Consider the following 23,632-nt stretch of genomic DNA (forward strand, 5'->3'; position numbering starts at 1 on the left):
TCGCTTTGTTGAAGATGCTCAGGTCTATGCAAGCTGTGGGCCAGAAAACGCCTAGGCCTGGCCAAATGGCGATTTCGTGGTCCGCTTGTCGACGTCTTGTAGGGTTGGCACTACAACAGCACCCCACCGCCTTGAGCATTCCCGTTCAGCGCACGCCGCCGCCGGGGTCGGCGCCGTGGCTTTGCGCATACAAAGCCAGCTCCACGTCGTTCTTGGTGCCGGTCTTTTCAAGAATGCGTGCACGGTAAGTGCTCACGGTGTTGGGGGCCAAGCTCAGCTGTGCACCAATTTCGCTCACCGTGTGGCCTTGGGTCAACAAAAGATAGACCTGGTGCTCGCGGTGCGACAGCATGTCGATCCCTGTTTTGGTGCGACCCTGGCTGACCATACTGGCCAAGGCCTCGGCGGTGGCGGGCGTGACGTGCATGCCGCCTGCGGCCACGCGGCGCAGCGCGGCCATCAGTTCATCCGGGTCGGTGCTTTTGTTCAGGTAACCCGATGCGCCCAGCTGAATGCAGCGCACCGCGTATTGTTTTTCGGGGTAGGTGCTGAGCATGAGCACGGGCAGGCCCGGCCAGTCACGCCGTAGCGCTTGCAGCACATTCAGCCCGTCCATGCCCGGCAAGGCGATGTCGAGCAAGACCACATCGATGCCCAGCTGGCCCTGCAGCTTGTGCACCTCGTCCAGCACGCCGGGACCGGTGTCGGCCTCGGCCACGACCTGCAAGGCGGGGTCGTCGGCCAGCACCATCTTCAGGCCTTCACGCACGATCTTGTGGTCGTCACCCAGCAGCACACGCACGGCGGCGTTCATGGGGCCACCTCTTGGGCAGTCAAGGGCATGGACAGGCGCATGCGCGTGCCCCGACCTGGCGCGCTGTCGATGTCGATCACGCCGCCAAAGTGGCGAGCCCGCTCGCGCATGCCCATGATGCCGTAGGCCTGCGCCGACTCAAAGGCCTGCGACAAGGCGCCGCAACCATCGTCTTCCACCGACAGATGCAGCCAGCCCTCGCGCTCCACGATGTCCACATCCACCGTGTGCGCCCGGGCGTGGCGGCCCACGTTGCTGAGCATCTCCTGAAAGATGCGAAACACCGCCATGGCCATGGGTTCAGGCAACTCCCGCTGCTCATTGACTTCCATGCACCACTTCAGTTGCTGTTCTGCAGACTGAACAAACTCCTGGGCCTGCCACTCCAAAGCTCCCCAAAGGCCCTGGTGGTCCAGGATACTGGGACGCAGGTCGGTGATGATGCGGCCCACATTGACCACCGCGTTCTCGATCAAACGGCTCATGTTCTGACACTTGGCCCGCATCTTCTCGCGCATGCTTTGCGCCTCTTGGGCTGCGCGTTGTTCCTGCTCGGACAAGCGCTTGTCCAGCCAACCCACATCCATCTTCAGGGCCACCAGCAAGCTGCCCAACTCGTCGTGCACCTCACGGGCGATGCGGGTGCGCTCTTCTTCACGCACCGCCTCGGACCAGGCGGCCAGTTCGCGCAATTGTTGCAAGGCGGTTTCCAGCGCCTGCGTGCGTTCGGCCACCCGCAGCTCCAACTCGTTCTTGGCCTGGTGCAAAGCATGTTCGGCCAGCTTGCGTTCGGTGATGTCCACAAAGGTGACCACCGCACCGCGCACCTGACCTTGGTCAAAAACCGGGTAACTCGAATACTCCACCGGAAAGCTGTTGCCTTCTGCCCGCCAAAACACTTCGCTGTCGATGCGGCAGGGCTCACCGCGCCGAAAAGCGTTGTAAATCGGGCAGTCGTCCAAGGGGTAATGCGAGCCATCGGCATGGGCGTGATGCGTCAGCACATGCATGTTTTGGCCCAGCACCTGCTCGGGTTGCAGGCCGATCATGCGGGCCCCGGCAGGGTTGATGAAGACGCACAGCCCGTCCAAATCAACACCGAAAACCCCCTCACCGGTAGAGGCCAACATCAAACCTAAGGGGTCGCGCCAAGCGTCGGTGACGCCCATGACACCGCCAATTACTGGCTGCGAAGGAGGTCGTTCAAGGTTCATGCACATGACTAGCAAGCCGTGTGCCATGCGTGCGGACGGTTGACCTTGAGCCCCATGGGCTTTGTCGCCTGGGGCACCACCCCGTTAAGGTACTGGACGCGACAATGGGAGCTGTGACACGATGTTTTGACTGCTGATTGGATGGCCATGACCCCGGTACCCACTGCGCTGTTGCAAGGCGCTTCGAACTTTCGCGATGTCGGCGGCTACCGCAATGCCGCAGGCCGCTGCGTGCGGCGCGGCCAAGTGTTTCGCTCCGACCATTTGGCGGGCTTGACACCAGAAGATTTGGTGCGCTTGGCGTCCTTGGGCATCGGGCACAGTTTGGACTTTCGCGGCGCAGCCGAATCCACTGCCACGCCTTATGCGATTCCCGGCGTGCAACGCTTGGCGCTGACCATCGAGCCCACCGTCATCGCCCGCATGCAAGCCTTGGTGGCGCAAGGCATCGTGCCCACCACCGAAGAGACCGTGGCGCTGATGGAAGAGACCTACCGTGATTTTGTGAACCACAACGCAATCACCTTTGGCCGTTTTTTAAAGCACTTGCTGGAGCAGCCCACACCGCAGGTGTTTCATTGCACCGCAGGCAAGGACCGCACGGGTTTTGCCGCGGCGCTGCTGTTGTCAGCACTGGGCGTGGACCGCGCAACCATCGAACACGACTATTTGCTGACAAACCAGCTGTACAAACGAGATAACCGCCTTGAGGGATCAGGGCACCCCCATGTGATGAAGGTGCTGTGGCAAGTGCAGCCCGAGTTCTTACATGCGGCTTTTGAGGCCGTGGATCAGCAGCATGGCGGCATCCAGGCCTATTTAAACGGGGCGATTGGACTCAGCCCACAAGAACTGGCCGAGCTCCAGCAGATGCTTCTGGAAGACTGATCAGGCCGCTTCTTTGTAAAAGAACCCGCCATGCACGTTGCGCGGTGCCAAAGGTGCAACGGCTTTGCCAATGGCACCAATGTGCTCGGGCGTGGTGCCGCAGCAGCCACCCACAATGTTGACCAGGCCTTCGGCGGCAAACTCGTGCAGCAAACGGCTGGTGACTTCGGGCGTTTCGTCAAAACCGGTGTCGCTCATGGGGTTGGGCAAACCGGCATTGGGGTAACAGCTGATGAAGGTATCGCCCGCGACCTTATTCAACTCTTGAATGTAGGGGCGCATCAGCGTCGCGCCCAAGGCGCAGTTCAGGCCAATGGCCAAGGGCTGCGCGTGGCGCACGCTGTGCCAAAACGCGGTCACGGTCTGGCCGCTCAAGATGCGGCCCGAAGCGTCGGTCACGGTGCCGCTGATGATGAGGGGCAGGCGCTGGCCGCTGGCTTCAAAAAATTCCTCGATGGCAAACAGCGCGGCCTTGGCGTTGAGCGTGTCAAAAATCGTTTCGACCAGCAGCACGTCCGAGCCACCTTCCACCAAGGCTTCGACCTGTTCGTAATAGGCAGCGCGCAACTCTTCAAAAGTAACGTTGCGGGCACCGGCGTCGTTCACGTCAGGGCTGATGCTGGCGGTCTTGGGCGTGGGGCCCAGAGCGCCGACCACAAATCGCGGCTTGTCGGGGGTGGAGAACTTGTCGCAGGCGGCGCGGGCCAATTTGGCGGACTGCAGGTTCATCTCGCGGGCGAGGTGTTGCATGTCGTAGTCGGCTTGGGCCACGGTGGTCGCGCCAAAGGTGTTGGTCTCGATCAGGTCGGCCCCGGCGGCAAGATAGCCTTCGTGGATGTCGCGGATCACATCGGGGCGGGTCAGGCTCAGCAGCTCGTTGTTGCCCTTGACGTCTTTGGGGAAGTCCTTGAAACGCTCGCCCCGGTAGTCGGCCTCAGACAGTTTGAAGCGCTGGATCATGGTGCCCATGGCCCCGTCCAGGATGGCGATGCGGTTTTTGAGGATGTCGGGCAGCGCCTGAGCGCGGGTGTAAATCAGGGGTTTCATGCCTCTATTGTAAAAACCTCTGAACGCCCTCCATTTTCAGACTGGTAATGCCTGCGCCTCTGGCGAGGTTTGTACCTCTTGGGTGGTGGCGCGCCGCAATTCACGGCGTTCACTCAAATCAAAGTAACGACCGCGGTGCACGGTGGCGGTGTTGTCCCACATCACCAAGTCACCCACTTGCCATTGGTGGGAATAGACAAAGTCCCGCTGTGTGGCGTGCTCCAGCAAGTCCATGACCAACAAACGACTTTCAGCCAAGACCATGCCCTGGATTTCACGGATGTGCGCACCGACAAACAGGATTTTTCGCCCTGTGCGTGGATCGGTTTGCACCAAGGGCCACAACACGGGCGGAAACATGGCGATTTGTTCCGGCGTGTACTGCGTATCGCCCAATACGAAGCGCGAATGCAGGGCCGAATGCACCGCGTTCAATCCGGCCACCTGAGCTTTTCGCCAGTCCGGCAGGGCGTCATAGGCCAGGCGCAAATCGGCAAACTCGGTCTCCCCCCCAAATGCGGGCACCACCGAAGCCGACAGCATGGAGTACTTGGCACGGGGCTTCTGGAAAGAGCTGTCGCTGTGCCAGAGCTGATTGGCCAAGTTGCTGACGATCTTGGTGTGCTCGCGGGCCGCTATTTCGCCATCGGTCGTGACGTTGGAGATATCGGCCAGCTCGTTGTATTTCAAGCGGTGTGCACCCGTCTTGATTCTTCGGAAACCCAACTCCAGCGGCCCCATGGCCTGCGCGAATGCGATTTGCGCATCCTGACTCAAGTTCTGCCCCGGAAACACCAGAACACCGTGCAGATCCATCGCTGAGCGGATGTCTTCTGCCAATGCAGGCGAGATCTGCGCCAAGTCGATACCCTTGACACGGCCGGCAAAAGGCGAGCGTTGTTCAATGTGCATGCTGTGACCCGTCTAACTGCTGGTGGGCTGGGGTTCAATCCAGTTTGATGTTCGCGCTTTTGACCAGCTTGGTCCAGCGCTCGATGTCTTCCTTGATGGTCACATCGAACTGTTCGGGTGTGATCGGATTGGGCTCCAAGCCCAAAGCGGCCATTTTTTCAATCACTTCGGGCTTTTTCAGGACGGTGATCAAGTCGGCATAGATTTTTTGAACCACGGCACGGGGGGTACCACTGGCCACCACCATGCCAAACATACTTTGCACATTGAAGCCAGGATAAAGCTCGGCCACTGTGGGAATTTCGGGTGCCAAAGGTGAACGGCGCGGTCCTGTGACCGCGATTGGTTTGAGCTTGCCTGACTTCACATGCGGCAAGCTGGAGAACAAGGGATCCACCAAAAAGTCGATGCGCCCGGAAAACACTTCCGGGTAAGCCGGGCCGCTGCCCTTGAAGGGGGCATGCAACAACTCAATGCCCGCACGTTGCTTGAGCAATTCCATCGCAAAGTGCATGGAGCTGCCACTGCCCGGACTGGCATAGGCGAACTTGGTCGGATTTTTCTTAATCAGATCGACCGCATCCTTGAGGGTGTTGGCCGGATAAGCGGACGTGGCTGAAATGAGAACATTGGACGTGCCCAAAATGGTGATGCCCGAGAGATCTTTGACGGTGTCAAACGGCAATTGACGCATGGCCGGGTTGATCACATGCGGGGTGGCCACCAAACACAACGTGTGCCCATCAGGTGCAGCCTTGGATGCAAAGTCAGTGCCCAACGCCGTGCCTGCGCCGGGTTTGTATTCAACGATGACCGATTGTCCCCACACGGACTGCAGGTGCAGCTGCAGCGAACGTGCCAGGATGTCGATGGCGCCACCCGGGGCATTGGGCACGATCAGGGTCACGGGTTTGCTGGGAAAGCCGGGCTGCGCAAACGCTTGCGGCGCAACAGCCGTTGCGGCTACAGCCGACAGGCTCAAGCCAAAAGAACGGCGAGAAATAGGGTATGTCATGGGGTCTCCTGTTCTGTAAGGGGTTCAATGTCAATCAATCTTGGCGCCCGTGGCTTGCACCACCGGAGCCCACTTTTTCATCTCGTCAAGGATGTAGGCGTTGTATTCCTCAGGGGTAGACGTGATCGCTTCTTGCCCGATCGAACGGATGCGCTCGGCCACCTCGGGCATTTGCATCACGCTGGCAAAGTCGTTGCGGATTTGCCTGACCAGCGCCGAAGGCGTGCCTCCACGAGCCACCAGACCAAACACCCCTGAAAAATCGTAGCCAGACACCAGCCTGCCAAAGGCTGGCGTATTGGGGGTTAAATCGGCAGGTTTGGTACTGAGCGTGCCGATCAGCTTGAGCTTGCCCGCCTGCACATGCTGCAAGGTGCTGTGCAAGACCGGATCGATCATGAGCTTGATGTGACCGCCCAGCACATCGTTGATGGCCTGCGCACTGCCTTTGTAAGCCACGTATTCCATGGAGGTTTTGGTCATCATGTTGAGCAAACTCATGCCCAAATACGACTGGGTGGTGGCTGCGGCATAGGCCAATGGCGGTTTTTGCTTGGCCAGTTCGATCAATTCTGCCGGCGTGTTTGCGGGCACGGAGGGGTGCGCATAAATGCCCATGTGAAACCGCGTCAGCATCATCACACCCGTCAAGTCCTTGAGCGTGTCGTACGGCAATTTGGCACCCAACAAGGGGTTGGTCACATGCGATCCGGTGACGATGCCCAACACATGCCCGTCGGGCGCAGACTTGGCCACCACATCGGTGCCGATGGCCGTGTTGGCGCCGGGCTTGTTCTCCACGATGACCGGTTGCTTCCACTTGTCACTCAGTTTTTCTGCCATCAAACGAGCCAAGGCATCCGTGGCACCGCCAGGCGGAAAAGGCACCACCAGCCGCACGGTTTTGGTCGGAAAATCAGCCGCCATCGCAGAGCCCCAACTCCAGCAGCAGGCCATCAACACCCATGAAGAAAAGCGAAAAAATGAACGCATGCTAAAACTCCTATGCTTGAGAGGGTAAACGTTTGGTGATTTCCACCACGCCTTGATCCGCGTCGACCCGAACCCAATCGCCGGTCTCAATCACATCGAGCGGGTTGTGGTCAAAGTCGGTCATGCACGGCGCACGGGTGACCACCGCACCCAGCGCCACCTTGGTGGTCATTTCGTTGAACAGCATGGCCGCGGGGGCCACGCCAAAGGTGCGCGTCAGGTGAAAGGCATTGGACCAACCTGAAGAGCCTTTGGCTCCCGGAAAAACCAGCACCTTGCCCGCAAAACTGATGTCACGTAACTCGTGGCGTGTTTCTACGATCGTGCCAGTGCGTGAATCAATGCCACCCCAACCCGATATCTGCTGACCGGTGACCAGCGCTTCGCCTTCGCTCACGCCAGGCACCACACAGCGACCGCGCAAAATGATTTTGGTCATCGCATCACTCATTTCAGCCCCCCTTGCCAGCGTCCTGTGCACGCGGCTTCCACGCAATCGGCGGTACTGCCGAACCAGGCTTGCACACCCAGAATGGCGGGCAGGTAATGGGTTTGCTTGGCTGAATCCATGGCCACCACCCGCGTGCCTTTGGGCATGGCCCGGCTCATGGCCGAGCAACTGTCCGACAGGATGTGCCCACCGGCGGCTTCAATGATGCGGGTGAAGCCGTTTTGGTCACACAAGGCCTTGGTGCTGCGTGGCGTGAAAATCCACAACTCGCAATCGGGGTGGACTTGTCGGCCCTCGATCAGTTGTGTCAGCTCCCACAACTGCTCCATGCTGTAGTGCGGGCAACCCAGCATCACGTAGTCCACTTTCGTGTCTTTTCCGGTGCTGTTGAGTTTGTCCAAAATGCCTTGTTTTTCACGCGCATCAAAGCGGAACACCTCTGTCGGCTTGCGCTGGCCAAAGGCCTGCTCTAGGGTCATCGCCTCGGGTGTGATGCCCACGATGTGGTACATCTCCACGCCCCCTGACGATGAAGCCGAGGCGCCAAAATGCTTGAGCCGGGCCAGGTTGGGCGTTTTGCCGATGCCCGTGACCACCGGAACTTTTTCCTGTACTTTGTCGCCGATCCAGTAGCCCAGCAAACCCCAGTCTGCGGTGGATTCAATGGGCGTGGCCACCTCAATCAGGTGGGTGCCCAAGCGGTTTTCATCGAGGTGATAACCCCAATAAGGAATGCGGCCGGTGAGCATGGCAGCGCCCACACTTTCACGGCCTTCGGTGTTGGTGCGTGCGCCGAGCACCGAGTTGCAATAGACCACCGCCGACGACTCCATCCAGGCGCAGTGCTCGCCACGGGTCGGGATGTTGCCCACCTGATAAGGCGTGCAGGTGTTGGTGGCCTGAATGCCCAGACCCGTGGTGAAGGCCTCGCCCTTGCGAAAAAAATGCACCGCCTCTTCGTCCACCCCCATGCGGGCGGCCTGCTCCGGATCAAAACCCAGCTGTGTATGGGTGGTGAAGGCCTTGATTTTCGGAATTTTCACCACCTCGTCGCTGTCCAAGCTGAACTGCGAGAACACCGCGTCCATGCCGCCGTTTTGGCGGGCAAAGTCGCGCATGAAGGGCGTGGTCGCACTCACCGAGGCCACCACATTGTTGGTTTCAACCAATCGTTCGGCACCCAAAGCGCGGCCATATCGGACCAGCAAGTCCATGGCTTTTTGCACGGCCGGGCCTTGCGCGCCATCGAACATGGCTTTTTCTTGCGCCGTGAGTTTCATGTGGCGCTTTCGGTGGCTGTGGCTGTATCTGGGCACACGCTGGCCTGCGCCTGTGGCCGCAGATAAACGCCTTGCTTTTGCAAACGCGATTGCAGCTGCACCATGTCCACCGCGCGCGGCTCAACACCCTGCGCCACCGCCAAGGCAGCGGCCACGCCGGCAGCCTGGCCCGTGATCCAGCACTGGGGAATTTCGCGCATGAAGCCGTGCGAATTCTTGTCGCAAGACAAATGGCGTCCAGGCGCCAGCAAGCCGTCCAAGGTGGCAGGCACCAGGGCGCCATACGGGATGGAAATGTTTGGAAAGGCAGGAGACACGGCGGGCGACACCCCCACTTCGTCGGGCAGGGCCACACCGGCAGGCCACTGCGAACGCAGCACCGCGCCCACCCCTTTGAGCCGGCGCGTGTGTCGCACCCCGATCTGCGGGGCGCTGAGCATCATGAAGGCATTTTCAAAGCCCGGGGCATTTTGCTTGTAGTAATTCAGATGCTGCTCCATGGCTTGGTGCGAGCGCACTTCGACCGTGGTGAGGTCGTCCACATCGAGCGCCGAATAGCCGGTTTGGCGTGGCCCCATGAACAAGGCCACTTCGTTGCGCCAGGACACAAAGGGCCGCTCAAACAAACCACATTCCGCGCGCCCTTTGGCCATGAACGCCGTGAAGGCATCGGGCTGCCCTGCCTTGAAGGCAATCCAGCGGTTCATGTCCACGCCCCCCAGCATAAAGGCGGTATTCATACTGTGGTGCACATCGGCTTCTTCGATGTCGGTGTCAAACTCGGCACCTGCACGGCCAAACAAATCACCATCGCCCGTGGCATCGATCACCACCTTGGCCATGATCGCCATGCGGCCTTCCTTGCTCTCGAACACCACGCCTTTGACGGCGCCGTCTTCCACGATGGGCAAGGCGGCCCACGAGTGGTAGACCAGTTTGACGCCACGTTCCAAGATGATCTCCTGACTCAGCAGCTTCAAGCGCTCCGGGTCCACGGTGGGTGACCAGGTGACCACGCCATGGTACGACGCCGTGCGCTGCGACCAATGCGCGGTTTTGCTGCTGTCGGTCGAGCCCCATTCACTCGGGTCAGGTCCGGCCACCGCATCAGCAGGCAAACGGTCAAACAATTCTTCGGCAAATCCGCGAATGACCAGCTGACCTGTCCAATCGCTCATGCGGTCGATCCAAATCACCAGCCCCCCGGTGGACAAGCCACCCAGGTGGTTGTAGCGCTCCAGCAAAGTCACATCTGCCCCTTCCCGGGCAGCTGCTGCGGCCGCGGCCGTGCCCGAGGGGCCACCGCCGACCACCAACACATCGCAGCGGTGGTAAATCGGGATGCGGCGTCCTTTTTCTTCCCAAAATCCGTGGTCCGGGCGTTGCGCCTTTTGGCCATCGCGGCCAAAAATGTCGGACACCAAAATCCGCTCGGCCGTGCGTTCGGTGGTGATGACTTTGCTGTCTTTCATGAGCCTTGACTTTCTTATTTTCGGTTTGAAGCGTGGGGCTCAATGAGCACCGCGCCATGGGCCAGTGAACTGACGTTGCGACGGTAAATCTGCAGCCAACCTTTGTCGAATTGTTTTTTGGGTGGTGTCCAATGCCGCTTTCTTTCTGCCAGCACGGCCTCGTCCACCAGCAAGTCGCAACGCTGTGAGTCCAGGTCGATGCTGATCATGTCGCCGTCTTCGACCAAGGCCAAAGGGCCACACACCGCACCCTCGGGTGACACCTCGGCCACCACCAGGCCTTTGCAGACCAGCCCTGACAAATGGCCATCGGTGATCAAGGCCACGTCGGAACCCAGACCGGCGCCATCGATGGCGAACACCACTTTGGATGAGCCGCCACCCATGCCGGGGCCCCCGGTCACGCCCGCCCCCCGCATGACCACCACATGACCGGGCCGAATGTCTTGGCGCTGCAAGGCCGCAATGGCGTCATCTGCGGCAGAAAAGCAAATCGCTGGCCCGGTGTACTGGCGACTTTTGCGCTCGATGATGCCGGTTTTGACAATGCCGTAATCGGGCGCCAGACTGCCGCGCAGCAGCACGATGGCGGGCTTGTTGGCCACCGGGCGACTCATGGGCCGGATCACATCTTCGTCGGCCACACGCACACCGCTCAGGTTCTGACCCAAGGTCTGACCCGTCACCGTCATCACATCCCGATCCAGCAGCGATTCGAGCTGCTTGAGCGTGGCACGCGCACCGCCAGCCGCTTCGTATTCCTCAATAAAACGATCACCCACGGGCCGGATGGCGCTGAGCACCGGGGTGTCTTGCGCCAAGCGGTTGAACAGCCCATACACATCCACATCACATTCGGACTCGGTGGCAATGGCTTGCAGGTGCTTGATGCAATTGATGGAGCCGCCCACCGACAAGATGGACCGCACCGCGTTGGCAAAGGCCTCGGCCGTCATGATGTCGCGCGGTTTGAGGTCCTCCTGCACCATTTGCACAATGCGCTGGCCTGCAAGGCGCACCGCCTCGAACATCTGCGGGCTGTTGGCTGCCACCGGCGTGGTGCCCGGCAATGCCATGCCCAGTGCTTCACACACGATGTGCATCGAATTGGCCGTGCCCAAACCCGAGCACACGCCCGGCCCCTTGATGGCCTCTCGGCTCATGCCAATCAGGTCTTCCATGGGCAAATGTCCCATTTGGGCGTGCATTGCCCCCACAAACACATCTTCGATGTCCACATGTTGGCCCTTGTACTGGCCGCTGGGTTGGTAACCGCAGGCCACCATCAGGGTGGGGATGTTCAAGCGGCCTGCCGCCATCAACTGACCCGGCACGGTTTTGTCGCAGGAAGTCAGGCACACCATGCCGTCGAGCAATGCACCTTCGACGGCGACCTCGATGTCATTGGTCACCAAATCCCGCGACACCAGCATGTAAGCGCCTTTGGCCCCCGGCGCGACCACAAAGTCGCTGGGGGCCGCGGTACGGATTTCAAAAGACACACCGCCCGCTGCCCGGATGGCGTCTTTGAGCACGGGCACGATGCCATCCAGATGCGAAAAACAGGCCGCCAAGCCTGAAGAACTGTTGACGATGGCAATCTTGGGTTTTTCGCAGTCTTCTTCAGGAATACCCAACACTTGCCACTGGGCATTTCGAACCGCCCATAAATAGGAGCCTCTTGGAAAATTACTGCGCAATGGGCGAGACATTGAAATCCTTGAAATGGATGGCGTAGAGTGCATGAATGTTCTTTATCTTGACATGTCCATAAATGAACTGTCAATCATCACTTTCACCTGCGCGACATGCTTCACAATCGGTTGTCGTTAGTTATAAAAATTCAACATGCCCCGAAAGCCACCCCCTCTGACCGAAACCGACGCGGCGCCAGCACGAGCCGCGCGCAAGCCGCCGCCTGTGGCGGGCCACAAGGCAGAAGTCAACCGGTTCATTGCGGCTTACATCATGGGTGTGGCCAATCGACTGGCCAACGGCGCATCGAACCATTACCGCAAACAACACAATCTGGGCATGGCCGAGTGGCGCACGATGATGGCGATTGGCGAAAGCTCTCACCGCATCGTGCGAGAAGTCTCTGAAATGGCCGATCTGGATTACGCGGCAGCCAGCAAAAGTCTGAAGGTTTTGACGCTACAAGGTTTGGTTGAGGTGGAACAAACCCGAAGTCGGGGCCGTGCGGCCATAGCCCGACTCACTCCGCAGGGCCTGAAGGTTTATGAAGAACTCTGCCAATCGGCCATGGCCCGGCAAGAGCGGTTGTTGGCCGCGTTTTCAGAAGTCGAAATCGAGCAACTGTGGTCTCTGCTCAGACGCATCGAGGCTCAAACGCCCTTCATGAATCAGGAACCCTGAAGGAATCCCCAAGCAATCCCGTCTCAGGACTGCAAATACCGATCAAAACCCGCTGCCCTGAGCTGGCAAGCCGGGCACTGGCCGCAGCCATAACCCCAGTCGTGACGCTGGGTGCGGTCGCCCAAATAGCAGGTGTGGGTGTGCTCCACGATCAAATCCACCAGCGCCTGCCCGCCTTGCGCCGGGTCGGCCTTTTGGCCCAAATCGTGCGCCAGTTGCCAGGTCTGCGCCTTGTCGATCCACATGAGCGGGGTTTCGATCAGCAGTTTGCGGTCCATACCCAGCGACAGGGCAACCTGCATGGCCTTCATGGTGTCGTCGCGGCAGTCGGGGTAGCCCGAAAAATCGGTCTCGCACACGCCGGTGACGATGACCTGCAAGCCCCGGCGGTACGCCAAAGCGGCGGCCAGCGTGAGGAACAGCAAATTACGCCCCGGCACAAAGGTGTTGGGCAGGCCCGAACTTTCCATTTCAATGGCCATGTCGCGGGTCAAAGAGGTTTCGCTGATCTGGCCCAGGATGCCAGCGTCCAGCAGGTGGTCTTCACCCATCTTGGGGGCCCATTGCGGGAATCGCGCTTTGATGCCGGCCAGCACGTTCAGCCGGGCGTCCAACTCGACCCTGTGGCGCTGACCATAGTCGAACGCCAAGGTTTCGATGCGCTCGTAACGTGACAAGGCATGGGCCAGGCAGGTGGTGGAGTCTTGGCCACCGGAAAACAGGACGAGGGCGGAGGTGTGCATGGGCTGGGATGGTAACGCTGTCCATGCAGGGGAATCGTTTGGGGTGCGCATTTGGAATGGGGCGGCGGCGGGCTCCTCATACTGCGGGTACACAGAAATCGTCGCCCGCCGCCGCCCCATTCCAAACGCTGGTGGTGGTCGTCAGTTTTGCTGGTGTTGAACGCATTCCTTGCTGACAGTGACAACTGTCCTTGTTGGCAATAAACGTTGGCCGTATGGGCGTTAGGCCTCGCAGCCCATGGTCTTGTGTGTGAGGGGGGAGGGCGGGCCCAGGGTGACGATTTGGGCGTACCCCCGCCGTATGAGGAACCTTGGGCCCGCCCTCCTCCACCCACACCACACCCGCCAAACTCAGACGACACAAACTCACGCAACAACCGCAAAACCCACCCCATCAATAGCGGACAATCAAGCCTTCAAAAAGCCACCAAACCCCAGTGTCCCCCCACCTCCCCATCCTGCGCGAAGTTTTTGGCTACGACGCCTTTCGCGGCCCACAACAAGCCATCATCGACCACGTGGCCGCTGGGGGCGATGCACTGGTACTCATGCCCACAGGTGGTGGCAAATCACTGTGCTACCAAATCCCGGCCATTGCGCGTCAGCGTGCAGGCCAAGGTATCACGGTGGTGGTCTCGCCGCTGATCGCGCTGATGCACGACCAAGTGGGCGCGCTGCACGAAGCGGGTGTGAGCGCTGCGTTTCTCAACTCGACCCTGACCAGCGAAGAATCCAGCGACATCGAGCGCCGCCTGTTGCGCGGTGAGATCACGCTGCTGTATGCCGCACCCGAACGCGTGACCACCTCGCGTTTTCTGGCGCAAATGGACTCGCTGCAAGAGCGCGGGCTGCTCAGCCTGTTTGCCATCGACGAAGCGCATTGCGTGAGCCAGTGGGGCCACGACTTCCGGCCCGAGTACCGGGGCCTGTCGGTGCTGCACGAGCGCTACCCCAGCGTGCCGCGTGTGGCGCTCACGGCAACGGCCGATGCGCTCACGCGTGCCGACATCGTCGAACGGCTGCAGCTGGAAAGCGCCGAGCTGTTCATCAGCAGCTTTGACCGGCCCAACATCCGCTACACCATCGTCGAGAAGAAAGAAGCCAGCACCCAGCTGCTGCGCTTCATCGAGCGCGAGCACCCCGAAGAAGCGGGCGTGGTCTATTGCCAGTCGCGCAAGCGGGTCGAAGAAATCGCGGTCATGCTGTGCGAGTCGGGCATCCATGCGCTGCCTTACCACGCGGGCCTGGACGCCGCGGTGCGTCAGCGCCACCAAAACGAATTTTTGCGCGAAGACGGCGTGGTGATGGTCGCCACGGTGGCTTTTGGCATGGGCATCGACAAGCCGGATGTGCGCTTTGTGGCCCACCTGGACATGCCCAAGAACATCGAAGGCTATTACCAGGAAACTGGCCGCGCCGGGCGCGATGGCCTGGCTTCTGACGCGTGGATGGCCTATGGCCTGCAAGACGTGGTGAACCAGCGCCGCATGATCGACGAGAGCCCTGCAGGGGAAGAGTTCAAGCAGGTCATGCGCGGCAAGCTCGACGCCCTGCTGGGCCTAGCCGAGGCGACCGACTGCCGCCGTGTGCGCTTGTTGGGTTACTTCGGCGAGAGCTATGCCAGCCAAAAGGACAGTGCGCAGGGCGTTTACATGCCGTTTTGCGGCAACTGCGACAACTGCCTACACCCGCCAGAGGTGTGGGACGGCACCGACGCGGCGCGCAAGCTGCTGTCCACCGTGTACCGAACCCACCAAAGCAGTGGCCACCACTTTGGCGCGGCCCACACCATGGACATCGTGCGGGGCAAGAAAACCGAGAAGGTGGTTCAGCGCGGCCACGAGAGCATCAGCACCTTTGGCCTGGGGGCCGACTACAGCGAGCAGCAACTGCGCGCCGTGATGCGCCAGCTGATCGCCATTGGCGCTTTGCATGTGCACACCGAAGACGGCTTCAGCACCCTGCACCTGACCGAGCCGTCACGCGCCGTGCTCAAAGGCGACGTGCCCGTGCAATTGCGTGAGAGCACCAGCCAACGCAGCGACAAAAAAAGCCGCACCCGCAGCGGCCCAGCGCCTGCAGCGGCCAACCTGGGGCAAGACGCGATGGTGCGTTACATCAACCTCAAGGCCTGGCGCGCCGAAGTGGCCAAAGAACACAATCTGCCCGCGTATGTGATTTTTCATGACGCGACGCTGGCGGCCATTGCCGAGAGCGCCCCGCAAAGTTTGGGCGACCTGCAAGGCATTAGTGGGCTGGGTGTGAAGAAGCTCGAGGCCTATGGCGCGCAGGTGCTGCAGGTTTGCAATGGGGCGGTTTGAGGGACTTTGCGGTTGGGGCGGGGCCACTGAAGACCCTGAGCGCTGCGTTTTTATAAAGGCCGACACCCTGAGCCCATTGGCGAGCATTGAGAAAACGTCGGCACATCGGCCTCTTTCATTTGACACTGGTACAACACACGCCGAACTGAGTTCCGCTAAATTCGTTTTAAGCCAGCTTCCAGCGCAGAACTGAGTTTTGCAGTTGAGTACGGCCAAAGATTTGCCCAATTTCTCAAGCAAGCTCGCCAAACCGCTTGCCAGCAACAGACACAACAAAAGGCCTCGTCTTTTCTTGACGATCATCCGCAGCAGCCAGCGGATGTAGTTGCCGGCTGCTCACAGCACCGCGTGCAGCGCATCCCCTTCATACCATCGTCATCGCTTAGCTCGAACGTTAGACGTCATGAAATATACTTGTCCTTGGTTAGCAACTTTGCTAACATAAAGTATGGCGTTTGAGATTCACTACTTCCATGAGCGCGTTTACGCAGAGGTGCATTCATGGCCAGTTGACGTTCTGGCCGACTATGCGCGGTTGGTTGAACTTCTCGCGGAGCATGGGCCGAGTCTTCGCTTGCCACATTCACGCGCTTTTGGTGATGGGTTGTTCGAGTTACGTCCGCGTGGGCGATCGGGCATTGGTCGGGCGTTTTATTGTTTTTTGATGGGGAAGAGAATCGTCGTTCTGCATGCGTTTATCAAGAAGTCGCAGCAGACCCCTGACAACGAATTGAAGATGGCACGAAAGCGCCTGAAGGAGGTGATGCATGGCTGACTTGAAGTACAAACCGGTTCCTCATAATCACGCTGAATTTTTGGCGGCTGCAAGGCAACGCCCGGGATTTAATGAGGCCTACGACAGCCTTGAACTCGAATACACCGTTGCAAGCCAGATGCTTAAAGCGCGAGCCAAAGCTGGCTTGACGCAAGACGCAGTCGCAGAGCGCATGGGCACCACGAAGAGTGCAATTTCGCGCTTGGAGGGTGCCGGCCGTCACGCTCCATCGTTGGCTACTTTGAAAAAATACGCCGCCGCGGTTGGCTGTGATTTACAAGTAAAGTTTGTGCCGCAAAAAGTAGCGTGACGACGAACTGGTCATTCGTCAAAAAGCTCGAAGCCTAAGGCCCCCAAGTGCCACGGGTGTGCAATAGGTCGGCTTGATCACTTGCGCACGGCCGGCACCTCGATGGGCAAGCCCTCACCGCGCCACATCAGGTACAGCGCCAGTTGCCGCATCTCCAAGGCACCCCAAGGCGGGGTTTCGGCGCGAATACCGGCATAACAACTGCGCAAGCGCCGCTCCAGCGATCCCGGTTTTTGCCATTCCAGACGGTACACCGGGTAGCCATTGGGCTGCCCTTGACTGAGCGCGTCGGTGTACAGGCGTTGCCCAAAATTTTGGTCATGGCATTGGGCGCACGACAAATTCATTTGGCCTTGGCGTTGTGAAAACAGAGCCGCTCCTGCTTGCCAGTGACTGCGGGCAGCACCGCCAATGTCTACCCGCAAGGGCATGCCTTTGGAGGCCTGCGTCACCAGCAGGCTCAAGCCAAGCAAGGCATCAGAATCGTACATGTGTGGCGCTGCTTGCTGATGGCGCGTGGTGCATTGGTTGATGCGGTCTTCGAGGTTGAACAGTCGCCCGCTGGCAGCGTCGATGGCGGGGTAACGCGTGGCGACGCCTTTCATGCTGCTAGCGACTGCACCATGGCAACTGGCGCAGGATTTGCCGTTGGCGGCACTGGGTTGGCCCCAAGCTTGCGCTCCTTGGCTCAGCCAGAGTTGGGCGGGGTTGGCAAATTCGTCCGCTTGTAAGGCTTGCACATCCTTGCCCGAGTAATGCAAGCCCGATTTGAGCTGCGACAAAGGCAAACTACGTGCGGGTGGCTCTGGCGTCTGCGCAACGGCGTACCCACTGCCCCCCCACAACGCGAGGAACATAAAGACCAACAAGCACACCTTGATCAAGGTGCGCTCACACCCTGCTGCGGACATCGACGCGAACGCTCGGATGCCCATGCGCTCAGGGACTGCTTTTGGGCAAGACCGGCAATGTTTGCCGCAAGCTGCCTTTGACGCCCCGGTCATCGGTCCACGCCACATGCATTTCGGCCGTTTGGTCCGCTCGCACAAAAAATTCAAACAAAGGATTGGCCGAGATCCCCGAAGAAGGCTCCACACGGAACACCTCTTGCTGGCCCCAAGTGCAAGTCAGTGACTGGATCACGTTGCGCGGCACCAACTTGCCCAACAGGTCTTGCAGATAACCCGTGTCCATGGGGTGCTGCACCAGCAGACGGACTTTGACCACGTCGCCCGCAAGAACGCGTTCAGGCCATTGGATGCGTGCAAATGCCATGGTCAGGAAGCGTCGACGCAAGCCGACTCGGTGACGATGATTTCCATCTGGCCATAACGAAACTCGCCATTGGACAGGCGTGCCAAAGCGACCACTTGCTGGGTGCCCGCCAAGCGCAGGCGCGTGCTGACTTCGGCACGTCCGTTCCACGGCCCCAAATGGAAAACCGCCATGCGGGTCACCGGATTGCGCTGAGACAACAGGTAAACATGCGTCACATGGTCTTGGGGCGTCATGGGGCTTTGCACTTGAACCGTGACGGGCACCAAAGTGCCGTTGTCGGCCAACACGGGGGCCACCCATTTCACGTCTTGCTCTAACACACGAGCGCCTTGGGTCAGGGGCTCGATCATTTTCGCCACGCTCAACAACTGGCCCGATGCCATGTCTTGGGCTTGGCTGGGCCACAGCTGAACAGCAGCCCCATAAAGTCCGGCCCGCAGCACTTGCCGCAAGCCTTCACGACGGGTCAATGTGGGCCACTTCATGGCGTGGCCTTGCTGGGCAAAAACAGGTAACTCAAGATGTCTTCAAGCCCCTGCGCCGTCAAAATAGTTTGCCCCTTGTAGGGGTTCGCCACCTTGTTCAAACCCTCGGTACTGAAATAGGCGGGCATGATGGTTTGCGGGTTAAAGCGCCGGGCATCGGCGATGCGCTCGCGGGCTTGAGCCTTCGTGCTGCGCTCGGCCAAACCGACCAAAGACGGACCAAGTGCACCACCCGCAGGCAAACCCGGCACTTGGTGGCACAGCGCACAGCCGCTGTCTTGTCTTTGCAAAAGCAAGGCTTTGCCCCGATCCGGCGAGCCAGATTGAAGGGCATCAGGCGTTTGCGCAGCAGCCCAGCCCCAGCCAGCGCTGCACACCAAGGCCCCCACCCGCGCCAAGCCCAGCACCGTCATGCGCGAGCCAAAGTCAAACCATGGTTTTTCAGAGGCAAGCTGCGGATGCGTTTGCCCAAAGCGGCCGAAATGGCATTGGCCACCGCCGGAGCCAAAGGCGCCTGGGCGGGCTCGCCCACCCCGCCCCAGAAGCCGCCTGTGGGGGCAATCACCACGTCCACCTTGGGCATTTCGTTCAAACGCATCATGCGGTAATCGTGGAAGTTGGATTGCTCCACTCGCCCATCCTTGATGGTGTTTTCGCCCCAGAAGATGGCGGTCAAACCGTGTACCACGCTGCCCTGGAACTGGGCCACGATGTTGTCGGGGTTGACGGCGTAACCAGGGTCAATGCCGATCACGATGCGGTGGATCTTGACCTCGTTTTTGGCGTTGATCGAGACATCACACACGCAAGCCGTCCAGCTGCCATAACCGTCAGTAGCGGCCACGCCCCGGAACACACCCGGTGCCGGTTTTTTGTCCCAACCGGCTGCCTTGGTCACGGCCAACAAGATGGCCCGGTCGCGGTTGGCCTTTTCGTTGTTGGGCAGCATGGCCAAGCGGTACGCCACCGGGTCTTGCGCTGCAGCCTGGGCCATCTCGTCAATGAAACACTCACGCCCAAACGGGTTTTGTGAATGCCCCACGGTGCGCCAAAAACCCACGGGCACATTGGTGTTGCGCTGGGCATAGTCCACCAAGGTGTTCGGGATGTCGTAGGGGTGGTCGTTGAAACAAGCCACCGCCTGACCGTCCACCCCTTTGGGCAAGGGCAGCTTCAGCAAGGTGGCCAAGATGGATGGGGCACTGACGCGGATGTGCAGTGCCTCGGCTTTGCCCGTGGCGCTCAAGCCCGCCTTGAAACGCATCAGACTGGCCGGACGGTACAAGCCATGCTGGATTTCCTCTTCACGAGACCACAGCATTTTGATGGGCTTGCCGGGCATGGCCTTGGCGATCGTGACGGCTTGGCGCGTGAAGTCTTGCGGGCTTTTGCGCCCAAGACCCCCACCCAATTGCATGGGGTGCACTTTCACATTGGCCTGGGGCACGCCTGCTGTCGCAGCCGCCACTGCCAAGGTGGATTCCGGGTTTTGCGTTGAGCACCACACATCGAGTTGGTCGCCCTGCAGCCAAGCGGTACACACCATGGGCTCCATGGTGGCGTGCGCCAAATAGGGCGTGAAGTACTCGGCCTCGATGACCTTTGCAGCCTTGCTCAGCGCATCAGCCGTGTTGCCGTCGTTGCGGGCCACCGCCAGTTCTGGTTGCTCCATACCGGCTTTGAAGTGGGCCATGATGGCGGCGCTGCTCAAGGTGCCGTGCTCGCCCACATCCCAGTCCACCGCCACATCGCGAAGCGCTTCTTTGGCACGCCACCAGTTGTCGGCTACCACGGCCACAAAGGTGCCCAAATTCAACACCTTGACGATGCCCCTGCGGTTTTCCACCTTGGAGGCGTCCATGCTTTTGACGGTGCCGTTGAACACGGGTGAAGCCGCAATGGCCGCGTGCAGCATGCCAGGCACTTGGGCGTCGATGCCGTACTTGACACGGCCGGTCACGATGTCGGGAATATCCACACGGGGAATGGACTTGCCGATCAATGTCCAGTCTTTGGGGTCTTTGAGTTTGACGTCTTTGGGGGCTTCCAGCTTGGCGGCCGCTGCGGCCAATTTGCCGTAGCTGAGCGTGCGCTTGCTGGGCAGGTGGGTGACTTTGCTCAGCGCTGCTTTGCACTCGCTGGCTGGCACGCCCCATTGCTGGGCAGCCGCGGCGATCAGCATCTCGCGCCCGGTGGCACCCGCTTTGCGCAGGTATTCCTGCGAATTGCGGATGGTGCGACTGCCCACCGAAGCCATGTCGCCATAGGCGCGTTTGGTGCGCAGGTTTTCATGCGCTGTGGCGTACTCGACGCGCACTTTCTTCCAATCGGCCTCCAACTCCTCGGCAATCATCATGGGCGCAGAAGTCATGCTGCCTTGGCCCATTTCAGCGCGGGCGTAGCGGATGACAATCGTGTCGTTGGGCTCGATTTCGAGCCACACATTCAGCTGGGGCGTTGCGGCCGCTTGGGCGCTTTGTGGAACGAAAAATCCCATCGACAAGCCCGCCGTAGCGGTGCTGGAGATCTTTAAGAAATGGCGGCGGTCCATGCCGGAGGTCAGTTCTGGGGTGCTCATGCGCGGGTCCCTTTCTTGGCAGCGGCGTGGATGGCGGTGCGCATGCGGGCGTAGGTGCCACAACGGCAAATGTTGGTCATCGCGGCATCGATGTCTTCATCGGTGGGTTTGGGCTTTTTCTTGAGCAGGGCTACTGCAGCGAGCATCTGGCCGCCCTGGCAGTAACCGCACTGAGGCACTTGGTGGTCGATCCAGGCTTGTTGCACGGCGTGCAAGCGGCCCTTGTCGGCCAAGCCTTCGATGGTGATGACCTTTTGCCCCGCAGCACCCGAGACCGGGTAAGTACAAGAGCGCACCGGCTCACCATTGAGCAAGACGGTGCAAGAGCCACATTGGGCCACGCCACAGCCGAATTTGGGGCCTTTGATGTCGAGTTCATCGCGCAATGCCCACAACAAGGGCATTTCGGGTTCGACATCCAGCGTGTGGGATTTGCCGTTGACGCTTAATTTCATGGGGACAGTCTCCGTGGTGAAAGCTTTGCATTCCACTATGTCGTGATCTCTGGGTTAAAGCAACCTGACTAAAACCTAGAAGGTCCTTGCGCGCATGCCGTTTTGTCACCCATGCGACGCGTTTGGGTTGCCGTTGCGCTTTTCAGGTGTGGCCCAAGACATGGGCTTGGGTTCACAATCCTCCCTTTACCCCGCATCGGCATTTCAACGGAGTCACTTGTCTTGTGAGCATGGAATACGCACCCCTTGGCTTGATCGGACTGCTGACGCCGCAGGCCAATACCACCGTTGAACCTGAAGCCTGGGCCTTGTTGCCCACAGGCTATTCGCTCATCAATGGTCGCCTCGTCAGCCAGGCACCCAGTCTGGATCAGCGATTGCTGGATTACTTTGACCAGCTTGAATCCAGCATGCTTCAATTTGGCAATGCCCCGCTGTCGGTTCTGGCACTGGCCTGCACCGGCTCATCCTATTTGATGGGCCGCGAAAAAGAGGCGCAATGGGTGCACGCTTGGCAAGCGCGCCTGAACATCCCCGTCGTCACCGCCGGTATGGCCGTGGCAGCAGCCTTAAAGACATTGGGCGCTCGTCGGTTGGATTTGCTCTCGCCTTACCCCGCTGACCTCACTCAAGCCAGCATCGCCTATTGGAAGTCGCATGGTTTTGACATTGGCACAGTTCAGGCTGTGAACTCATCAGATCCTGGTTTTCATGCCATTTACACCACCTCCAGCGAATCGGCCAACAGCGCAGCCCAAGCTTTAAGCGCATCAAGCGCTGACGCTGTCTTGATGCTGGGCACGGGCATGCCTAGTCTGAAAACGCTGTTGACTCAACGCGCTCGCCCCGGCCCGCCGTGGTTGTCGAGCATGCTGGCGTTGATGTGGCAATCGGTCGCAGCCATTCCCAGTACCCCCCCAAGGCCATCTGACCTTCAAACCTGGCTGGATGCCGGGCACTGGGCTGACAGAGCTCAGGCCATGGGCTTCGCTCGCAAGGCATGAACATCCAACCCGTCGTCATTTCTGGTGCGGGCCCCGTCGGCTTGGTGTTGGCCATGCGGCTGGGTCACATGGGCATCGCTTGCACGGTGCTCGAATCAGCGCCCGAGTTGGCGCGCGGTTTGCGCGCCTCCACGTTTCATCCCCCCACGCTGGACATGCTGCAAGCGCATGGCATCACGGCCGGATTGATCGCAGCGGGATTGATCGCCCCCACCTGGCAAGTGCGCATGCACTCAACGGGCCAGTACGCCGAATTTGACCTGTCTGTCTTGAAAGACGACACCGCGCACCCCTATCGCTTGCAATGTGAGCAATGGCGCTTGTCTGAACTGTTGTTGGCACACATCCAGACCCATTTGCCCCATGTGCAGGTGCATTGGGGCAGTCCGCTGATCGGTTTTTCGCAAACTGACCACTCAGTCAAGGTGCAATACCAGTCGCCAGACGGCCATCTGCATCAGCTGGAGGCCTCCTTTTTAGTGGGCGCTGATGGCGGCCACAGCACGGTGCGAAAACAATTGAATTTGGAATTCGATGGCTTGACTTTCCCGGAGACCACCATCCTGGCCACCACCCGGTTTGCGTTCCATGAACACTTGCCAAGTCTTTCCTACATCAATTACTGCTGGAGCGAACGTGGCACTTTCAGTTTGCTGCGGCTGCGTGATTTATGGCGCGTGAGTTTGTATCCGGATGAGGGGGAAAGCATCGAAGAGGCCACTTCAGACACCGCAGTCCAAGAAAAGATGCAGCGCATCTGGCTACGCCACGAAGCCTACGATGTCCTGGAAATCCGACCCTACCGGATTCACCAGCGGGTGGTGAAACAGTACGTCAACGGTCGTGTGGTTTTGGTCGGCGATGCCGCCCATCTCAACAGCCCCAGTGGCGGCATGGGCATGAACGGCGGCATCCACGATGCGTTCAACCTGAGCGAAAAACTGGGTGCCATATTGGATGGGAAATGCGGCCTTGAAGCTTTGGCTTTGTATGAGCGTCAACGCCGCCCGATCGCCATCTCGCATGTGCTGGAGCAATCGGGCCGCAACCGTGCGCGCATGCAGGAGCGGGACATGTCCAAACGCCAGGCCGCCATGGCGGAATTGCAGCGCAAGGCCAGCGACCCTGTCCTGCACAAAGCCCATTTGCTCAACACCTCGATGATCACCGGCTTGCGGGAGTCTGCCGCCTTGACGTGATCTTCCAGGGCTAATGCCTGCA

24 protein-coding genes are annotated in these 23,632 nt (G+C 59.8%); 7 read left to right on the forward strand and 17 right to left on the reverse strand.

Translation table 11 applies throughout. From position 1 onward, the window contains the following. Positions 1-145 precede the first annotated feature (145 nt). Positions 146-814 carry a response regulator transcription factor gene (locus tag B9Z49_RS14585; RefSeq protein WP_108354162.1) on the reverse strand — a complete coding sequence of 223 codons (669 nt, stop codon included), beginning with the start codon at positions 812-814 and terminating at the stop codon, positions 146-148. Beyond that, complete coding sequence (locus B9Z49_RS14590) at positions 811-1,983, reverse strand: PAS domain-containing protein (protein ID WP_233254640.1); 1,173 nt, start codon at positions 1,981-1,983, stop codon at positions 811-813. Before B9Z49_RS14590 ends, B9Z49_RS14585 begins: the two co-directional genes overlap by 4 nt. A 186-nt stretch (positions 1,984-2,169) precedes the next feature. On the opposite strand from B9Z49_RS14590, the gene B9Z49_RS14595 reads away from it, so the two are divergent. Then, entirely contained in the window at positions 2,170-2,916 is a 747-nt protein-coding gene (locus B9Z49_RS14595) for a tyrosine-protein phosphatase (protein ID WP_108354164.1), read from the forward strand. Here B9Z49_RS14595 and B9Z49_RS14600 read toward each other — a convergent pair whose 3' ends face one another. The 8 genes from B9Z49_RS14600 to B9Z49_RS14635 are packed head-to-tail and all read right to left on the reverse strand — an operon-like array spanning position 2,917 to position 11,798. Continuing rightward, positions 2,917-3,963 (reverse strand): homocysteine S-methyltransferase family protein, encoded by a 1,047-nt coding sequence (locus B9Z49_RS14600; RefSeq protein ID WP_108354165.1) that lies wholly within the window; start codon positions 3,961-3,963, stop codon positions 2,917-2,919. Positions 3,964-3,999: 36 nt separating this feature from the next. Continuing rightward, complete coding sequence (locus tag B9Z49_RS14605; RefSeq protein ID WP_108354166.1) at positions 4,000-4,875, reverse strand: TauD/TfdA family dioxygenase; 876 nt, start codon at positions 4,873-4,875, stop codon at positions 4,000-4,002. A gap of 34 nt (positions 4,876-4,909) precedes the next feature. Then, positions 4,910-5,890 carry a tripartite tricarboxylate transporter substrate binding protein gene (locus tag B9Z49_RS14610; protein WP_108354167.1) on the reverse strand — a complete coding sequence of 327 codons (981 nt, stop codon included), beginning with the start codon at positions 5,888-5,890 and terminating at the stop codon, positions 4,910-4,912. Positions 5,891-5,920: 30 nt separating this feature from the next. Further along, complete coding sequence (locus tag B9Z49_RS14615) at positions 5,921-6,883, reverse strand: tripartite tricarboxylate transporter substrate binding protein (RefSeq protein ID WP_108354168.1); 963 nt, start codon at positions 6,881-6,883, stop codon at positions 5,921-5,923. Positions 6,884-6,893: 10 nt separating this feature from the next. Then, positions 6,894-7,322, reverse strand: a complete 429-nt coding sequence (locus B9Z49_RS14620; protein WP_233254641.1) for an aconitase X swivel domain-containing protein — start codon at positions 7,320-7,322, stop codon at positions 6,894-6,896. Between the two features lie 8 nt (positions 7,323-7,330). Further along, positions 7,331-8,614, reverse strand: coding sequence for an aconitase X catalytic domain-containing protein (locus B9Z49_RS14625; protein WP_108354170.1), 1,284 nt, complete (start codon positions 8,612-8,614; stop codon positions 7,331-7,333). Continuing rightward, positions 8,611-10,086 carry an FAD-dependent oxidoreductase gene (locus B9Z49_RS14630; protein WP_108354171.1) on the reverse strand — a complete coding sequence of 492 codons (1,476 nt, stop codon included), beginning with the start codon at positions 10,084-10,086 and terminating at the stop codon, positions 8,611-8,613. The genes B9Z49_RS14625 and B9Z49_RS14630 overlap by 4 nt, the downstream gene beginning before the upstream one ends. Before the next feature lie 14 nt (positions 10,087-10,100). Next, the gene (locus B9Z49_RS14635) at positions 10,101-11,798 is read right to left on the reverse strand and encodes a dihydroxy-acid dehydratase (protein WP_108354172.1); all 1,698 of its coding nucleotides are present in this window, start codon (positions 11,796-11,798) and stop codon (positions 10,101-10,103) included. A gap of 136 nt (positions 11,799-11,934) precedes the next feature. Here B9Z49_RS14635 and B9Z49_RS14640 point away from each other — a divergent pair, with 136 nt between their 5' ends. Next, entirely contained in the window at positions 11,935-12,462 is a 528-nt protein-coding gene (locus tag B9Z49_RS14640) for a MarR family winged helix-turn-helix transcriptional regulator (RefSeq protein WP_108354173.1), read from the forward strand. Between the two features lie 23 nt (positions 12,463-12,485). On the opposite strand, the gene queC is transcribed toward B9Z49_RS14640, so the two are convergent. Then, on the reverse strand, positions 12,486-13,205 hold the full coding sequence (queC, locus tag B9Z49_RS14645; protein WP_108354174.1) for a 7-cyano-7-deazaguanine synthase QueC: 720 nt from the start codon (positions 13,203-13,205) through the stop codon (positions 12,486-12,488). 437 nt (positions 13,206-13,642) lie between these two features. On the opposite strand from queC, the gene recQ reads away from it, so the two are divergent. The 3 genes from recQ to B9Z49_RS14660 all read left to right on the forward strand — a co-directional run bounded on the left by recQ (position 13,643) and on the right by B9Z49_RS14660 (position 16,611). Beyond that, positions 13,643-15,526 carry a DNA helicase RecQ gene (recQ, locus tag B9Z49_RS14650; protein ID WP_108354175.1) on the forward strand — a complete coding sequence of 628 codons (1,884 nt, stop codon included), beginning with the start codon at positions 13,643-13,645 and terminating at the stop codon, positions 15,524-15,526. 448 nt (positions 15,527-15,974) lie between these two features. Continuing rightward, a complete protein-coding gene (locus B9Z49_RS14655) occupies positions 15,975-16,301 on the forward strand; it encodes a type II toxin-antitoxin system RelE/ParE family toxin (RefSeq protein WP_108354176.1) in 327 nt (108 codons plus the stop codon). Then, positions 16,294-16,611, forward strand: coding sequence for a helix-turn-helix domain-containing protein (locus tag B9Z49_RS14660; protein ID WP_108354177.1), 318 nt, complete (start codon positions 16,294-16,296; stop codon positions 16,609-16,611). Before B9Z49_RS14655 ends, B9Z49_RS14660 begins: the two co-directional genes overlap by 8 nt. Before the next feature lie 77 nt (positions 16,612-16,688). Here the strand turns inward: B9Z49_RS14660 and soxA are convergent, their stop codons facing one another. Genes soxA through B9Z49_RS14690 form a run of 6 tightly spaced genes read right to left on the reverse strand, consistent with a single transcriptional unit; the run spans position 16,689 to position 21,407 of the window. Continuing rightward, positions 16,689-17,546, reverse strand: a complete 858-nt coding sequence (soxA, locus tag B9Z49_RS14665; RefSeq protein ID WP_108354178.1) for a sulfur oxidation c-type cytochrome SoxA — start codon at positions 17,544-17,546, stop codon at positions 16,689-16,691. A 4-nt stretch (positions 17,547-17,550) separates the two neighbouring features. Next, entirely contained in the window at positions 17,551-17,886 is a 336-nt protein-coding gene (gene soxZ / locus B9Z49_RS14670; protein WP_108354179.1) for a thiosulfate oxidation carrier complex protein SoxZ, read from the reverse strand. 2 nt (positions 17,887-17,888) lie between these two features. Next, positions 17,889-18,374, reverse strand: a complete 486-nt coding sequence (locus B9Z49_RS14675) for a thiosulfate oxidation carrier protein SoxY (RefSeq protein ID WP_108354180.1) — start codon at positions 18,372-18,374, stop codon at positions 17,889-17,891. Then, positions 18,371-18,787, reverse strand: a complete 417-nt coding sequence (gene soxX / locus B9Z49_RS14680) for a sulfur oxidation c-type cytochrome SoxX (protein ID WP_108354181.1) — start codon at positions 18,785-18,787, stop codon at positions 18,371-18,373. Before soxX ends, B9Z49_RS14675 begins: the two co-directional genes overlap by 4 nt. Continuing rightward, positions 18,784-20,952 carry a xanthine dehydrogenase family protein molybdopterin-binding subunit gene (locus tag B9Z49_RS14685; RefSeq protein WP_108354182.1) on the reverse strand — a complete coding sequence of 723 codons (2,169 nt, stop codon included), beginning with the start codon at positions 20,950-20,952 and terminating at the stop codon, positions 18,784-18,786. The genes soxX and B9Z49_RS14685 overlap by 4 nt, the downstream gene beginning before the upstream one ends. Further along, entirely contained in the window at positions 20,949-21,407 is a 459-nt protein-coding gene (locus B9Z49_RS14690) for a (2Fe-2S)-binding protein (protein ID WP_108354233.1), read from the reverse strand. Before B9Z49_RS14690 ends, B9Z49_RS14685 begins: the two co-directional genes overlap by 4 nt. A gap of 230 nt (positions 21,408-21,637) precedes the next feature. Here B9Z49_RS14690 and B9Z49_RS14695 point away from each other — a divergent pair, with 230 nt between their 5' ends. Beyond that, the gene (locus tag B9Z49_RS14695; protein WP_108354183.1) at positions 21,638-22,411 is read left to right on the forward strand and encodes a hypothetical protein; all 774 of its coding nucleotides are present in this window, start codon (positions 21,638-21,640) and stop codon (positions 22,409-22,411) included. Then, positions 22,408-23,610 (forward strand): NAD(P)/FAD-dependent oxidoreductase, encoded by a 1,203-nt coding sequence (locus tag B9Z49_RS14700; RefSeq protein ID WP_108354184.1) that lies wholly within the window; start codon positions 22,408-22,410, stop codon positions 23,608-23,610. Before B9Z49_RS14695 ends, B9Z49_RS14700 begins: the two co-directional genes overlap by 4 nt. Positions 23,611-23,632 lie beyond the last annotated feature (22 nt).

The sequence above is a fragment of the Limnohabitans sp. 2KL-51 genome, from assembly GCF_003063645.1.
GTDB lineage: Bacteria > Pseudomonadota > Gammaproteobacteria > Burkholderiales > Burkholderiaceae_C > Limnohabitans_A.